Below are 14,241 nucleotides of genomic sequence, written 5' to 3' on the forward strand. Positions count from 1 at the left end.
GTCCAGCCTATTGACCGGGCGCGCCGGTCGCCGTTCCGCGCCGGAATCGGCCGCCCGCCCCGACCGCCCGGCAGCCCCGATCGCCTCCGGCTCGAAGATCCCGGTTCGGCTCGTCGAATCCGCCGGTTCCCACGAGCCCAACGCCTTCCCACGAGCCCGAGGTCCGTCAGACCGCCGACCACCGCCGATCGAGCGCCGCCTCCACCGCGTCCGCCAGCTCGCCCACCCGCGCCGTCGCCTCGGGAGCCGCCGCGACCACCCGCGCCGACGCCTCCGCCACCGCCGCGCGCCGCCGCGGCAGCGTCGCCGTGAACGCGCAGTCCCGGAGCAGCAGCAGCGCCCGCTCCACCGGCAGCGTCTCGAGCGGCACCGCCGCCAGCCGCCGCTCGAACGGCTCCTCGGGCGTCATCACCCGCAGGAACCCGTCCGCGTCCTGGAACGCCGCCGGCGGATCCGGCACCCGCGCGAGCAGGGCCAGCGCGGAGGCGAGCGCATCGAGGCCGCCGCCGGCCGCCAGTGCCCGCAGCTGCGAGTCCACGTCGGTCCCAGGGCCCGGGCCGAGCGCGACCGCCGTCAGCATCTCCGCGTCGAGCCGCCGCTCCTCCTCCTCGGTCGGGATCGTCTCGATCGACGACCACCACGAGAGCAGCGGAGTCGCGGCCACGGCGAAGTCGCCCGGTCGCCGCTCCAGCGCGATGACCAGATCGGCAGCGGCGGCGATCCGGATCAGCGCCTCGACGTCGACGTCGAGCACCGTCCCCGAGTGGGCCGGCAGCACCAGGTGCCGCCCCGACGCGGGCGCGACCTCGGCCCGGGTGCGCGCCCCCGGTCCCCGCGTGCTCGCGCGCAGGATGTCGTCCTCGAGCCCGTCGCTCCGTCGTCTTCCGTGCGCCATGCGGCCACGCTACCGTCGGCCGCATGACCCGATTCGTCGCACTGCTGCGCGGAGTGAACGTCAACGGACGCACCGTCCGGAGCGCGGAGCTCGCCGAGACCGTCGCCGCGCTCGGGGTGGAGCGGGTCCGCACGGTCCTCGCGAGCGGCAACGTCGCGTTCGACTCCGACCGCGACGACCTCAAGCCCGTGCTCGAGGCGGCCCTCGGCGAGCGCTTCGGCTACGACGCCTGGATCGTGCTCCTCACTCAGGAGGCGCTCGCCGCGGCCGCGCGCGCCTACCCGTTCCCGCGCATCGACGACGAGGCGCACCCCTACGTCGTCTTCGGCTCCGACGACGCGGCCCTCGATGCGCTCGAGGCCGCGATCGGCGAGACCGACCCCGCGATCGAGCTGCTCGCCCGCGGCGACGGAGTCGTCTACTGGCGCTGCCCCCGCGGCTCCTCGACCGACACCCCCGCCGCGAAGGTGCTCGCCCGCGCGGCGTACCGCTCGACGACGACGACGCGCAACCTCCGCACCGTCGAGAAGCTCGTCTCAACCTGAGCCCGAGGCGCCGATGTGCGCAACCGAGGCGGAGAGGCCGCGTCTCCTGCCAGGGACGCCCCAGGCCCGGATTGAACCTCGGTTGTGCACGCAGATCCGCTCGCAACGACCGACCCCGGCTGAGAACCCGCACATTCTTTGGTTAGGCTGTCCTTAGTGCTCACCCCTCCCAAGGGTCGCGGGCACCCCACGAACCGCCTTCCGAAAGGGAACGATGCCCCGCGCCACGAAGCCGCTCGCGCTGCTCGCCACTGCTCTGCTCACCGTCGGCCTCGCCGGCTGCTCCTCCGCCGCGACCGGGTCGGAGGAGGCCTCGAGCGGCTTCACCCCGATCACGATCGAGCACGCGCTCGGCACGACGACCATCGAGGCCGAGCCCGAGCGGGTCGCGACCGTCAACTGGGCCAATCACGAGGTCCCCCTCGCGCTGGGAGTGGTCCCGGTCGGCATGGCCGCCGCCAACTTCGGCGACGACGACGGCGACGGGCTCCTCCCGTGGGTCACCGAGAAGCTCGACGAGCTCGGCGGCGAGACCCCCGTCCTCTTCGACGAGACCGACGGCATCGACTTCGAGGCCGTCGCCGACACGCAGCCCGACGTCATCCTCGCCGCCTACTCCGGCCTGACCCAGGAGGACTACGACACCCTGAGCGAGATCGCTCCCGTCGTGGCCTACCCCGAGACCGCCTGGGGCACCTCCTGGCGCGACATGATCACGCTGAACAGCGAGGCGATGGGCAAGGCCGACGAGGGCGCCGCGCTCATCTCCGACCTCGAGACCGAGATCGAGGAGAAGGTCGCCGCGTACCCGCAGCTCGCCGACACCTCCGCGATGTTCCTCACCCACGTCGACCCGACCGACCTCAGCCAGGTCAGCTTCTACACGACCCACGACACCCGCCCGGCGTTCTTCGCCGACCTCGGCCTGACCACTCCCGAGAGCATCGCGACCGCATCCGACGCCACCGACAAGTTCTCGCTCACCCAGAGCGCCGAGCAGGCCGACGCGTTCAGCGACGTCGACGTGATCGTCACCTACGGCGACGACGAGCTCGTGAACGCGCTGAAGGGCGACCCGCTGCTCTCGCAGATCCCGGCCGTGGCGGACGACGCGATCGTGCGCCTGCCCTCCACCCCGCTCGGCACCGCCGCCAACCCGGCTCCGCTGTCGATCTCGTGGGTGCTCGACGACTACCTCGAGCTCCTCGCCGAGGCCGCGGACAAGGCGGAGTAGCGCCAGTCTCCGCGTGACCGTCACCGCCCCGCCCGCCGCGGGCGTCGCCGCCGTGCGACGTCCGCGACGTCGGCGCGCCCTCTGGCTGCTCGTCGCGCTCGTCGTGCTGGCGGCCGTCGCGGTGCTGTCGGTGACGGTCGGCTCGCGCGAGGTGTCGTGGAGCGACGTGGTCGCGGCTCTCGGAGGCTCCACCGACGGATTCGAGCAGGCCGCGGTCGCCAAGCGCCTCCCGCGCACTCTCCTCGCCGCGATCGCCGGCGCGGCGCTCGGGGTCGCCGGCGTCCTCATGCAGGGCGTCACCCGCAATCCGCTCGCCGACCCCGGGATCCTGGGCGTCAACACGGGCGCCTCGCTCGCGGTCGTCACCGGCATCGTCTTCTTCGGGCTGGACACCGCGACCGGCTACATCTGGGTCGCCATCACGGGGGCCGCGCTCGCCGCGCTGTTCGTCTACACCGTCGGCTCGCTGGGCCGCGGGGGAGCGACTCCGCTCAAGCTCGCGCTCGCCGGAGCCGCCACCTCGGCCGCCCTCGTCTCGCTGATCAGCGCGATCGTCCTGCCGCGCGCCGATCTCGCCGGCGGCATCCGCTCGTGGCAGATCGGCGGAGTCGGCGGCGGCAGCTACGCGAGCATCGGCCAGGTCCTGCCGTTCCTGGTCGCCGGCCTCGCGCTCTGCGTCCTCTCGGCCAAGAGCCTGAACACCCTCGCTCTGGGCGACGAGCTCGCCGCGGGCCTCGGCGAGCGCGTGGCGGTGGCGCGCGGTGCCGCGGCCCTCGGCGCCGTCGTCCTCTGCGGAGCGACCACTGCGGTCACCGGACCGATCGGCTTCGTCGGACTCGTCGTGCCGCACGCGTGCCGCCTCCTCGTCGGGGTCGACCACCGCTGGCTGCTGCCGTTCTCGGCGGTCACCGGTGCAGTGCTGCTCGTCGGCGCCGACATCATCGGCCGCCTCGTCGCGCGGCCGAGCGAGATCGACGTCGGCATCATCACCGCGCTCATCGGGGCGCCGGTCTTCATCGCGATCGTCCGCCGGCAGAAGGTGCGCGAGCTGTGACGGCACCCGCCCCCGGCCCGACCGCCCTGGCCGTCGCGGCCGGCCGCCGTCGCCGGGGCGCCCGCCGCCGCGTCGTCGTGCTCGTCCTCGCGCTCCTGATCGTCGCCGCGTTCGCCGTCTCGCTGCTCGTCGGCCAGACCGTCTACACGCCGGCCGAGGTCCTTCGCGTGATCGCCGGAGAGCAGGTGCCCGGCGCGACCTTCACCGTCGGCCGCCTCCGCCTCCCGCGCGCGGTCCTCGCCGTCCTCGTCGGCCTCTGCTTCGGGCTCGGCGGCGTGAGCTTCCAGACCATGCTCCGGAACCCGCTCGCGAGCCCCGACATCATCGGCATCAGCGCGGGAGCGAGCGCGGCGGCGGCCTTCGCCATCGTCACCCTGTCGCTCGGGTCCACGCAGGTCTCGATCCTCGCCATCACCGCGGGCCTCGTCGTCGCCCTGATCGTCTACGCCCTCGCGTATCGGAGCGGAGTGGCCGGCACCCGCCTCATCCTGATCGGGATCGGCGTCGCGGCGATGCTCGACAGCCTCACCGCCTACGTCCTCACCCAGGCCGCCGCGTGGGATCTGCAGGAGGCCACCCGCTGGCTCACCGGCAGCCTCAACGGCGCGAGCTGGGGCCAGGTCGTGCCGGTTCTGATCGCGGTGGTCGTCCTCACTCCGGTGCTGCTCTCGCGCTCGCGCGATCTGGTCGCGACGCAGCTCGGCGACGACACCGCCTCCGCCCTGGGGATCCGCGTGAACGCGACCCGGCTCGTCGTGATCGTCGCCGCCGTCGGCCTGATCGCCTTCGCGACCGCCGCCGCCGGGCCGATCGCCTTCGTGGCCTTCCTCGCCGGTCCGATCGCCGCGCGCCTCGTCGGCCCCGGCGCCTCCCTCCTCGTCCCCTCGGCCCTGGTCGGCGCGCTGCTGGTCCTCGTCGCCGACTTCGTCGGGCAGTTCGCCCTCGACATCCGCTATCCCGTCGGAGTCGTCACCGGCGTCCTCGGCGCCCCCTACCTCATCTACTTGATCGTCCGGAGCAACCGGTCGGGAGGCTCACTGTGACCGCAGACCACACCCTCGTCGTCGAGGACCTGTCCCTCGGCTACGGCGATCGCACCGTCGTCACCGGCCTCGACCTGGTCGTGCCGCCCGGCCGCATCACCGCGATCGTCGGCGCGAACGCCTGCGGCAAGTCGACCCTCCTCCGCTCGATGTCGCGGCTGCTGGCCCCGCGCGCCGGAACCGTGCTGCTGGACGGCAGAGCTGTGCACCGGACGCCTGCGAAGCAGCTCGCCCGCACCCTCGGCCTCCTGCCGCAGTCGCCGATCGCGCCGGAGGGGATCACCGTCGCCGACCTCGTCGGTCGAGGCCGCCACCCGCACCAGGGCCTGCTCAGCCGCTGGAGCGCCCACGACGACGAGGCCGTCGCCACCGCGCTCGACGCGACCGACACCGCCTCCCTCGCCGACCGCGCGGTCGACGAGCTCTCGGGCGGCCAGCGCCAGCGCGTGTGGATCGCGATGGCCCTCGCCCAGGAGACCGATCTGCTGCTGCTCGACGAGCCGACGACGTTCCTCGACGTCAGCCACCAGATCGAGGTGCTCGACCTCCTCGTCGACCTCAACCGCACCCGCGGCACGACCATCGTGATGGTCCTGCACGACCTCAACCTCGCGGCCCGCTACGCCGACCACCTCGTGGCGCTCGCGGGCGGCGCGGTGCACGCCTCCGGAACTCCGGCCGAGGTGCTCACCGAGGAGACCGTGCTCGCCGTCTTCGGCCTCGACAGCCGCATCATCACCGACCCCACCTCCGGCACGCCGCTGATGCTGCCCCTCGGCCGCCACCGGCTGGCTCCGGACCCTCGCAAGCAAGGCTGAACGGCCGAGATCCTCGAGAATCCAGCGTTTCCCCTGCCTCAGCCTCAGTTGTGAGCCACGGACGCCGGTGACCGCGGTCCTCGGTCGCGCGCCGCGGTATCGCTGCATCGCCCTCAGAGCGCAGAGTCTCCTCCCCAGGAGTGGAACAGCCGGATCCTCACCAGATTGAAGCCCACCCTGACACTTGAGGTGAAGGGAGGGCTGGAATAGCCTGATGACCAGGCCGCAGAAGTACCGCGACGTCACGAGGTTCCTCCGCTCCCGTGGCTGGGAGCGCACTCGCCAGAGGGGCAGCCACGAGACATGGAGCCCGGCCGGAGGCGGTACGACCTTCACCCTCGTGCAGCACAGGGGCCAGGTCTCGCCGGGCGTGGTCCGGCAGCTGCAGTCGGTCTTCGACGACACCCCGAGCGAATGGAATCGAGCATGACGAGCGAGCCCCGCGTCCTCACTGCGCGCGCCTACCGGGACAGCGGCGGGTGGTGGACGATCGAGATCCCCGAGCTCAGGTCGACGGCGCCCAACGGAGTCGACCTGGTCGCGACAGGGGGTGCGGTCTCGACCAGAGGCATACCGGCAGCGGCGCGCGAACTGGCGGCGGTGTTCCTCGACGTCGGAGTCGACGAGGTGGATGTGCGGGTCACCATCGAGGCACCCGCCGAGATCCTCGCGAAGTGGAACGAGGGCGCCCGCGCCGAAGAGGAGGCTCGCGCCGCGCTCCGGCACGCCGGCGACCTCCGTCGCGAGGCCGTTCGGGCCCTCCGCGGCGGCGGCTACACCGTCGAGGCCGCCGCGGCCGCCCTGCACATCAGTCCCGCCCGCGTCTCGCAGCTCGCGTCAGAGGCCGGTTCGGACGGCTCGCTCGAGTACACGAAGAGCGCCTGACGCCGCTGCGGCTCCGTCGCCGCCCATGGCGCGCGATGCCGCCCTCGACGGCGCGCAGATGTCAGACGTGTAAACGGTTCCAGGAGGCGCCCGCGGGGCCGATACGATACCTTCCAGTCCTCGGCGGACGGCCGTCACCGGCGGATCCCGCCGCATCGAGCCCCGATCCGAGAGCCTCCCCGCCGTGACTGCTTCCCCGCCGCGCCCCGACGCCTCCGCCCTGCGCGGGTTGAAGGCGCTCCTGTTCGATCTCGACGGCGTTCTCACCCCGACCGCCGATGTGCACATGCACGCTTGGGCGCGCCTGTTCACGCCGTACCTCGAGTCGAAGGGCATCGAGCGCGGCTACAGCGACGCCGACTACTTCCAGTACATCGACGGGCGTCCGCGCTACGACGGCGTCCGCGCGCTGCTCGCCTCCCGAGGGATCACCCTGCCCGAGGGCTCGCCCAGCGACGACCCCGCACTCGAGACGGTCTGCGGTCTCGGCAACCGCAAGAACGCGGCGTTCAACGCCACGCTCGACGAGGAGGGCGTCTCCCCGTACCCCGGCTCGCTCGCGTTCCTCGACGCCGCGATCGCCGCGGGCGTCGAGGTGGCCGTGGTCACCTCCTCCCGCAACGGCGTGCCCGTGCTCGAGGCCGCCGGCCTCCGCGACCGCTTCGAGGTGGTCGTCGACGGCCTGCTCGCCGCCGACCGGGGGATCGCGGGCAAGCCCGCCCCCGACACCTACCTCTACGCCGCCGAGCTCCTCGGGCTCACCGCCGCCGAGTGCGTCGTCGTCGAGGACGCCCACTCCGGAGTCGCCGCAGGCCGCGCGGGCGCCTTCGGCCTCGTCGTCGGAGTCGACCGCGGCGTCGGTCGCGAGACCCTGCTCGCCCACGGCGCCGACATCGTCGTCGACGACCTCGCCGAGCTGCTCCCCTTCCTCCCCTCTGCCCCCGCCCCCGAGGACGCCGCATGAACCCCATCACCTCCGACCCGCTCGACCGCAACCGCTTCCCGGTCGACGAGTGGGCCCTCGTCGAGACCGAGTTCGCGACCGAGCTCCAAGGCCGCACCGAGACGCTCTTCGCCACCGGCAACGGCTACCTCGGCCTCCGCGGCAATGTCGAGGAGGGTCGCGACGGCTACGCCTACGGCACCTTCATCAACGGGTTCCACGAGACCTGGCCCATCCGGCACGCCGAGGAGGCGTTCGGCTTCGCCCGCGTCGGCCAGACCATCGTGAACGTCCCCGACGCCAAGATCCTCCGCCTCTACGTCGACGACGAGCCGTTCGTGCTGAGCGAGGCCGACGTCCTCGCCTACACGCGCCGCCTCGACTTCGCGAACGGCGTCCTCACCCGCGAGATCGAGTGGCGGACTCCGTCGGGCAAGCGGGTGCTCATCCGCGCGCGCCGCCTCGTGTCGTTCACCGACCGGCACCTCGCGATCCTCGACTACGAGGTCGAGATGATCGACGACGACGCGTCCGTCCTCATCTCGAGCCAGATCCTCAACCGCCAGGACGGCATCGACGAGTACCACGCGCCCTCCGGCAGCGAGGGCGCCGGCTTCGACCCGCGCAAGGCCGAGTCCTTCGAGGAGCGCGTGCTCCAGCCGCGCCTCAAGCGGGTCAACGGCACCCGCTACCTGCTCGGCTACCGCACCACCAACTCCGGGATGACCATCGCCTGCGGTGCCGAGCACGTGCTCGAGACCGAGAACGAGTGGGACCAGACCTCCCAGATCGACGACGACCTCGCCAAGCACGTCTACCGCGTCAAGGCGAAGGCTGGAGTGCCGGTCCGGCTCGTCAAGACGCTGACCTATCACACCTCCCGCGGCGTGCCCGTGCGCGAGCTCGCCGACCGCTGCGACCGCACCCTCGACCGCGCCCGCGAGACGCCGGTGGAGGAGCAGTTCGCGAAGCAGCGCGAGTGGCTCGACGACTTCTGGCAGCGCTCCGACGTGCAGATCGACGGCCAGCCCGCGATCCAGCAGGCCACCCGCTGGAACCTCTTCCAGCTCGCGCAGTCGACCGCGCGGACCGACGGCGGCGGCGTCGCGGCGAAGGGCGTCTCGGGCTCCGGATACGGCGGGCACTACTTCTGGGACACCGAGGTCTACGTCCTCCCGTTCCTCAGCTACACCGCGCCGCTCGTCGCTCGGAACGCGCTGCGCTTCCGGCAGAACATGCTCGACTCCGCCCGCTCCCGCGCGGCCGAGCTCAACCAGCGCGGCGCGCTGTTCCCCTGGCGCACGATCAACGGTCAGGAGTCGTCGGCGTACTACGCCGCCGGGACCGCGCAGTACCACATCGACGCCGACATCTCGTATGCGCTGATGCAGTACGTGGCGGCGACCGGCGACGACGACTTCCTCGCCCGCGGAGCGATCGACATCCTCGTCGAGACCGCGCGGATGTGGGCCGACCTGGGCTTCTGGCGCAGCAACGGCGACGACCACTTCCACATCCACGGGGTGACCGGCCCCGACGAGTACACGACCGTCGTCAACGACAACCTCTACACGAACGTGATGGCCCGCTCGAACCTCCGTGCCGCGGCGCGCGCCGTCGAGCTGCTGAAGGCGGTCGAGCCGGCCGCCTACGAGCGGATGGTCGCGCGCCTCCACGTCGTCGAGGACGAGGTCATCGAGTGGGCCCGCGCGGCCGACAAGATGCACATCCCCTTCGACGACCGGGCCGGCATCCACCCGCAGGACGCCGCGTTCCTCGAGAAGGAGCTCTGGGACCTCGAGAACACGCCCGCGAGCAAGCGCCCGCTGCTGCTGCACTTCCACCCGCTGGTGATCTACCGCTTCCAGGTGCTCAAGCAGGCCGACGTCGTGCTCGCGCTGCTGCTGCAGGGCAACGAGTTCACCGCCGAGCAGAAGCGCGCCGACTTCGAGTACTACGACGCGCTGACCACGGGCGACTCGACCCTCTCGGCGGTCGTGCAGTCGATCATCGCGGCCGAGGTCGGCTACAACGAGCTGTCGCGGCACTACTTCCTGTCGGCGCTGTTCGTCGACCTCGCCGACCTCCACCGCAACACGGCCGACGGCATCCACGTCGCGTCGACCGGCGGCGTGTGGAGCGCGCTGGTCTACGGCTTCGGCGGGATGCGCGACCACGGCGGGCGCATCACGCTCGACCCGCGCCTCCCCGACGACTGGGACCGCCTGACCTTCCGCATCACGCTGCACGGCACCCGCGTACGGGTCGAGGTGACGCAGGAGTCGGTGCTCCTGACCGTCGAGACCGGCGACGCCGCCTCGATCACCGTCCGCGACGAGCGCGTGCACGTCGAGGCCGGCAACCCGGTCCGCGTCGGACTCGGCCACCAGGGCCCGCGCCTGATCGGCGCGCCGACCACGTCCGACATCGAGGGCACCCGCCGCTCCGACGGCACCGTGATCACCGCCTCGATCCCCACGATCACGATGGCCGCGGAGCCCGAGGTGATGACGGGCCCGTAGGCCTCGACCGCGGTTCGACCTGGAGGCGCGTCCGTCCGCCTGCTGATCGAGTAGCCCGCGCAGCGGGCGTATCGCGATCCATCAGCGTCAGAAGCCGAGGTGTGCAGGCACCCGTTCTGACGTGGTGGGTCTCGATACGCCGCCTGCGGCGGCTACTCGACCAGCGGGCCGGCGACGGTGATGCGCCCCAACCGCGTCTACGCCGTCTGCAGCAGCGCGTTCACGGCCGACGTGAAGAACGCCAGGCCGTCCACGCCCGAGCGCATCGCGGCGGGAGTGTCGGGGCCGAAGCCCGCCTCGACCGCGTGCTCGGGGTGCGGCATCAGGCCGACGACGTTGCCGCGGGCGCTGCTGATCCCGGCGATGTCGTTCATCGAGCCGTTGGGGTTCTTGCCGAGGTAGCGGAACACCACGCGACCCTCGCCCTCGAGCTCGGCGATCGTCTCGGCCGACGCGATGTAGCCGCCCTCGCCGTTCTTCAGCGGGATCGTGATCTCCTGGCCGGCCTCGAACTCGCCGGTCCACACCGTCGACGCGTTCTCGACGCGGAGGCGCTGGTCGCGGCAGACGAACGAGCCGACGTCGTTGCGGATCAGGCCGCCGGGCAGCAGGTGCGCCTCGGTCAGCATCTGGAAGCCGTTGCAGATGCCGAGCACCGGCATCCCGGCGTTCGCCGCGTCGATGACCTCGCGCATGATCGGGGAGTGGGAGGCGATGGCTCCGCAGCGCAGGTAGTCGCCGTACGAGAAGCCGCCGGGCAGCACGATCGCGTCGACCCCGTCGAGGTCGTGGTCGCCGTGCCAGAGGGCGACGGCCTCGGCCCCCGCGAAGCGGACCGCGCGCTGGGCGTCGCGGTCGTCGAGCGAGCCCGGGAACGTGATGACGCCGATGCGCATCAGACGGCCGCCGGGTAGTGGATGCCGACGACGTCCTCGATGACCGAGTTCGACAGCATGTCGTCGGCGATCGCCTCGACCGTCGCGCGCACCTCGTCGGTGACCTCGTCGACCGTGATCTCGAAGCGCTTGCCCACGCGCACGCCCGTCACCGCCGAGTGCCCGAGCCGCGAGAGCGCTCCGGCGACGGCCTTCCCCTGCGGATCGAGCAGCTCGGCCTTGGGCATGACTTCAACGACGATCGTGGGCACCGTGTACTCCGGAGTCTCGGGGGAGTGCGAATTCCGCGCCCCCATCGTACCCGCCGCGGAATCCCGCGGAGCGGGCGCGCGCCTCAGCTCGCCGGCGTCACCCGGATCGCGTTCGACCACGGGTCCTCGAACGCCAGCGTCCGCCCGTCGTCCTGCGTCGCGACCCGCGCGTGACGGAGTCGCTCGCCGAGGGCGCCGAGATCGTCGGCCCCCGGCACCACGATCTCCACCTGCCCGAGGCCGAGCGCGAGCTGGCGTCGACCGGCGCCGAGCGAGTTCCAGGTGTTCATGGCCATGTGGTGGTGGTAGCCGCCCGCCGACACGAAGAGCGCCTGCCCGCCGTAGGCGATCGTCGTCTCGAAGCCGAGCCGGTCGACGTAGAACTCCTTCGCGGTCGCGACGTCGCCCACGCTCAGGTGCACGTGCCCGACGGAGGCGCCGCCCAGCCGCGGCTGCACGATCGTCTCGTCCATCAGGTGCTCCCGGAGGAACTCGTTCGGGTCGAGGAACAGCGTCGACATCTCGATCCGGCCGTGGGTCCACGACCACTGCGTGCGGTCGCGGTCCCAGTACAGCTCGACGCCGTTGTGCTCCGGGTCGTCGAAGTAGAAGGCCTTGCTCACGAGGTGGTCGGAGCTGCCGGTGAACGAGCCGGGGTGCCGGGTCGCGACGCTGTAGACCGCTGCGGCGAGCGCCGCCTCCGACTCGAAGAGGATCGCCGTGTGGAACAGCCCCGCGCTGCGCGGCCCGGCGTGCCGGAGCTCCGGTGCGTGCTGCAGGATCACGGAGGCGACACCGCCGCGACCGAGCACCGCGACCGGTCCGTCGTGCGAGAGCAGGTCGAGGGTGACGGCGTCGCGGTAGTAGGCGATCATCCCGTCGAGGTCGGCGACGCGGAGGGTGACCGCGCCCATCGTGGTGTCGGGCGCGAGCAGGTCGGGTGCGGTGGCGGTCATCTCGTTCACGCTAGACCCAACTCAGTTGTAGCCACAACTATTTCCTGCCGACTCCTGCTGATCGATCGATCCCCTCCCCCGCCTGCTGGTCGAGTAGCCCCGCAGGGGCGTATCGAGACCCACCAGCTTCAGCAGACCGTTCCTCAGATCCGCCCGTCCGACGCTGGTGGATCTCGATACGCCCGCTTCGCGGGCTACTCGATCAACGGGGGCGGCCACGCCCGGTCAACGCCTCCCCCACCTTCATAAGCCGCCCATAGGATTCGTCCAGCCGCCGCGATGCGCGCGGTCGTCGAATGGACCCAGGTCGCCGAACGGGGCGGCCCCGGCCACGAGGACGACATCATGAACGAGCAGCACCAGGGCGACGAGCCCACCGCCCACTCCGACCACACCGCAGCCGAACAGACCGCCCTCGACGAGCGCCTGGCCCTGCGCACCGACGACCGCCGCCGACGCCGCCGCGCACTCATCGCCGGCGGAGCCGGTCTCGCGGTCCTGATCGGCCTCACCGCGGGCGGCGTCTCGTACGCCGGCAGCACCGAGGTCGCCGCCTCCTCCACCTCCAGCGCGAGCACCACTGTCTACCCCGGCGGCTCGCGCGGCGGGTTCGGCGGCGGGACCACGCTCTCGCCCTACTCCGGCGGCACGACGCTCTCGCCCTACTCCGGCGGCACGGGCTCCGCCACCGGGAGCTCCGGCACCGCGACCGACGCCGTCGCCGCGACCGCTGCCCAGACCGCCGGCGTCGTCACGATCACCTCCGACCTCACCTACGAGAGCGCGACCTCGGCAGGAACCGGCATCATCCTCACCTCCGACGGCACGATCCTCACCAACAACCACGTCGTCGAGGGCGCGACCAGCATCCAGGTCACCGTCGAGTCGACCGGCGAGACCTACACGGCCCGCGTCGTCGGGACCGACAAGACCGACGACATCGCCGTCCTCCAGCTCGAGGACGCCTCCGGTCTCACTCCCGCCACGCTCGACACCGACGGGGTCGCCGTCGGCGACGCGGTCACCGCGGTCGGCAACGCGGAGGGGACCGGCAACCTGGTCGCCGCGTCCGGTGCCGTGACGGCGCTCGCGCAGACCATCACCACGCAGTCCGAGGCCGGGATCTCGGGCGAGACCCTCTCCGGGCTGATCCAGGTCGACGCCGACATCGTCTCGGGCGACTCGGGCGGGCCGCTCGTCGACTCCGAGGGCGAAGTGGTCGGGATCAGCACCGCCGCCTCGAGCGGATCCGCCGACATCACCGGCTTCGCCATCCCGATCTCGACGGCGCTCGACATCGTCGCCACGATCGAGGCCGGGGCCGACACCGCCACGGTAGAGATCGGCTACCCCGCTTTCCTCGGAGTCGCGCTCTCGTCGACCGCCTCGACCTCGCCCTACCGCTCGGCGGTCTCGGCTGCCGCCGGTGCCGTGGTCTCGGGAGTCGTCACCGACGGCCCCGCAGCCCGGGCGGGACTCGCAGCGGGCGACGTCATCACCGCGGTGGACGGCACGGCGATCGCCTCGGCCGACGCGCTCTCGGCCGACCTCGCTCAGCGCGAGCCCGGCGAGTCGGTGACCCTCACCTGGACCGACTCCGCCGGCGCCTCGCACTCGGCCCAGGTCACCCTGGTCGAGGGCCCCGTCGCCTGATCGCGCCCCCCTCCCGCGGACCGCACCTGCCCCGGCACTCCGCCCCGCGTCCTCTGAGAAACGCCGCAGTTGTTTTGACTCAATCAACACAACTCCGCTAGCGTGACCGGTATGACGACACAGGACGAGCGCCTCCGAGCCTCAGGGCTCAAGGCCACCGCCACCCGGCGGGCCGTCCTGCGGGCCCTCGAGGGGCACCCGCACTCCGACGTCGACGGCGTCCTCGCCCGAGTGCGCGTCGAGCTCCCCGACACCTCCGCCCAGGCGGTGTACGGGGTCCTCTCGGCCTTCACCGAGGCCGGCCTCACCCGCCGGATCGAGCCGGAGGGTCACCCCCGCCGGTTCGAGCTGCGCGTCGGCGACAACCACCACCACGTCGTCTGCCGCGTCTGCGGCGCCGTGGGCGACGTCGACTGCGTCGTCGGTCAGGCTCCGTGCCTGCACCCGGCGTCCTCGAACGGCTTCGCCATCGACACCGCCGACGTCACGTTCTGGGGCACCTGCCCCGACTGCCTCGCGGCAGCGCAGAACTGACACCGATCGCCC

General features: G+C 72.1%; 15 protein-coding genes. 11 read left to right on the top strand and 4 right to left on the bottom strand.

Going from position 1 to position 14,241, the window contains the following annotated elements; translation table 11 throughout:
* Positions 1-166: 166 nt before the first annotated feature.
* Entirely contained in the window at positions 167-895 is a 729-nt protein-coding gene (locus GRS96_RS03885; RefSeq protein ID WP_159855666.1) for a DUF2254 family protein, read from the bottom strand.
* A gap of 23 nt (positions 896-918) precedes the next feature.
* On the opposite strand from GRS96_RS03885, the gene GRS96_RS03890 reads away from it, so the two are divergent.
* From GRS96_RS03890 to GRS96_RS03930, 9 genes are all read left to right on the top strand, one after another.
* The gene (locus tag GRS96_RS03890) at positions 919-1,440 is read left to right on the top strand and encodes a DUF1697 domain-containing protein (protein ID WP_159855664.1); all 522 of its coding nucleotides are present in this window, start codon (positions 919-921) and stop codon (positions 1,438-1,440) included.
* A 214-nt stretch (positions 1,441-1,654) separates the two neighbouring features.
* The gene (locus GRS96_RS03895) at positions 1,655-2,674 is read left to right on the top strand and encodes an iron-siderophore ABC transporter substrate-binding protein (protein WP_159987775.1); all 1,020 of its coding nucleotides are present in this window, start codon (positions 1,655-1,657) and stop codon (positions 2,672-2,674) included.
* 13 nt (positions 2,675-2,687) lie between these two features.
* Positions 2,688-3,728 (top strand): FecCD family ABC transporter permease, encoded by a 1,041-nt coding sequence (locus tag GRS96_RS03900; protein ID WP_159855660.1) that lies wholly within the window; start codon positions 2,688-2,690, stop codon positions 3,726-3,728.
* The gene (locus tag GRS96_RS03905) at positions 3,725-4,771 is read left to right on the top strand and encodes a FecCD family ABC transporter permease (protein WP_159987776.1); all 1,047 of its coding nucleotides are present in this window, start codon (positions 3,725-3,727) and stop codon (positions 4,769-4,771) included. The genes GRS96_RS03900 and GRS96_RS03905 overlap by 4 nt, the downstream gene beginning before the upstream one ends.
* Positions 4,768-5,589, top strand: coding sequence for an ABC transporter ATP-binding protein (locus GRS96_RS03910; RefSeq protein ID WP_159855656.1), 822 nt, complete (start codon positions 4,768-4,770; stop codon positions 5,587-5,589). Before GRS96_RS03905 ends, GRS96_RS03910 begins: the two co-directional genes overlap by 4 nt.
* 214 nt (positions 5,590-5,803) lie before the next feature.
* The gene (locus GRS96_RS03915) at positions 5,804-6,019 is read left to right on the top strand and encodes a type II toxin-antitoxin system HicA family toxin (RefSeq protein WP_159855654.1); all 216 of its coding nucleotides are present in this window, start codon (positions 5,804-5,806) and stop codon (positions 6,017-6,019) included.
* Complete coding sequence (locus GRS96_RS03920) at positions 6,016-6,474, top strand: hypothetical protein (RefSeq protein WP_159855652.1); 459 nt, start codon at positions 6,016-6,018, stop codon at positions 6,472-6,474. The genes GRS96_RS03915 and GRS96_RS03920 overlap by 4 nt, the downstream gene beginning before the upstream one ends.
* Before the next feature lie 184 nt (positions 6,475-6,658).
* A complete protein-coding gene (locus tag GRS96_RS03925) occupies positions 6,659-7,438 on the top strand; it encodes an HAD family hydrolase (protein WP_268817143.1) in 780 nt (259 codons plus the stop codon).
* Positions 7,435-9,939 (top strand): glycoside hydrolase family 65 protein, encoded by a 2,505-nt coding sequence (locus GRS96_RS03930; RefSeq protein WP_159855650.1) that lies wholly within the window; start codon positions 7,435-7,437, stop codon positions 9,937-9,939. Before GRS96_RS03925 ends, GRS96_RS03930 begins: the two co-directional genes overlap by 4 nt.
* A 197-nt stretch (positions 9,940-10,136) precedes the next feature.
* On the opposite strand, the gene purQ is transcribed toward GRS96_RS03930, so the two are convergent.
* From purQ to GRS96_RS03945, 3 genes are all read right to left on the bottom strand, one after another.
* Positions 10,137-10,835 carry a phosphoribosylformylglycinamidine synthase subunit PurQ gene (purQ, locus tag GRS96_RS03935; RefSeq protein ID WP_159855648.1) on the bottom strand — a complete coding sequence of 233 codons (699 nt, stop codon included), beginning with the start codon at positions 10,833-10,835 and terminating at the stop codon, positions 10,137-10,139.
* The gene (purS, locus tag GRS96_RS03940; protein WP_159856300.1) at positions 10,835-11,086 is read right to left on the bottom strand and encodes a phosphoribosylformylglycinamidine synthase subunit PurS; all 252 of its coding nucleotides are present in this window, start codon (positions 11,084-11,086) and stop codon (positions 10,835-10,837) included. Before purS ends, purQ begins: the two co-directional genes overlap by 1 nt.
* A gap of 83 nt (positions 11,087-11,169) precedes the next feature.
* Positions 11,170-12,042, bottom strand: coding sequence for a VOC family protein (locus tag GRS96_RS03945; RefSeq protein WP_159987777.1), 873 nt, complete (start codon positions 12,040-12,042; stop codon positions 11,170-11,172).
* Positions 12,043-12,387: 345 nt separating this feature from the next.
* On the opposite strand from GRS96_RS03945, the gene GRS96_RS03950 reads away from it, so the two are divergent.
* On the top strand, positions 12,388-13,695 hold the full coding sequence (locus tag GRS96_RS03950) for a S1C family serine protease (RefSeq protein WP_159855644.1): 1,308 nt from the start codon (positions 12,388-12,390) through the stop codon (positions 13,693-13,695).
* Between the two features lie 111 nt (positions 13,696-13,806).
* Positions 13,807-14,229 (top strand): Fur family transcriptional regulator, encoded by a 423-nt coding sequence (locus GRS96_RS03955; protein WP_159987778.1) that lies wholly within the window; start codon positions 13,807-13,809, stop codon positions 14,227-14,229.
* Positions 14,230-14,241 lie beyond the last annotated feature (12 nt).

This window comes from Rathayibacter sp. VKM Ac-2803 (assembly GCF_009807175.1).
Taxonomy (GTDB): Bacteria; Actinomycetota; Actinomycetes; order Actinomycetales; family Microbacteriaceae; genus Rathayibacter.

Bases quoted from the DNA above. Each gene is read 5' to 3' on its own strand.
- GRS96_RS03950 (WP_159855644.1), top strand. From the start codon at position 12,388: ATGAACGAGCAGCACCAGGGCGACGAGCCCACCGCCCACTCCGACCAC.
- GRS96_RS03930 (WP_159855650.1), top strand. From the start codon at position 7,435: ATGAACCCCATCACCTCCGACCCGCTCGACCGCAACCGCTTCCCGGTC.
- GRS96_RS03885 (WP_159855666.1), bottom strand. From the start codon at position 895: ATGGCGCACGGAAGACGACGGAGCGACGGGCTCGAGGACGACATCCTG.
- GRS96_RS03895 (WP_159987775.1), top strand. From the start codon at position 1,655: ATGCCCCGCGCCACGAAGCCGCTCGCGCTGCTCGCCACTGCTCTGCTC.
- GRS96_RS03945 (WP_159987777.1), bottom strand. From the start codon at position 12,042: ATGACCGCCACCGCACCCGACCTGCTCGCGCCCGACACCACGATGGGC.
- GRS96_RS03920 (WP_159855652.1), top strand. From the start codon at position 6,016: ATGACGAGCGAGCCCCGCGTCCTCACTGCGCGCGCCTACCGGGACAGC.
- GRS96_RS03955 (WP_159987778.1), top strand. From the start codon at position 13,807: ATGACGACACAGGACGAGCGCCTCCGAGCCTCAGGGCTCAAGGCCACC.
- GRS96_RS03915 (WP_159855654.1), top strand. From the start codon at position 5,804: ATGACCAGGCCGCAGAAGTACCGCGACGTCACGAGGTTCCTCCGCTCC.
- purQ (WP_159855648.1), bottom strand. From the start codon at position 10,835: ATGCGCATCGGCGTCATCACGTTCCCGGGCTCGCTCGACGACCGCGAC.
- GRS96_RS03890 (WP_159855664.1), top strand. From the start codon at position 919: ATGACCCGATTCGTCGCACTGCTGCGCGGAGTGAACGTCAACGGACGC.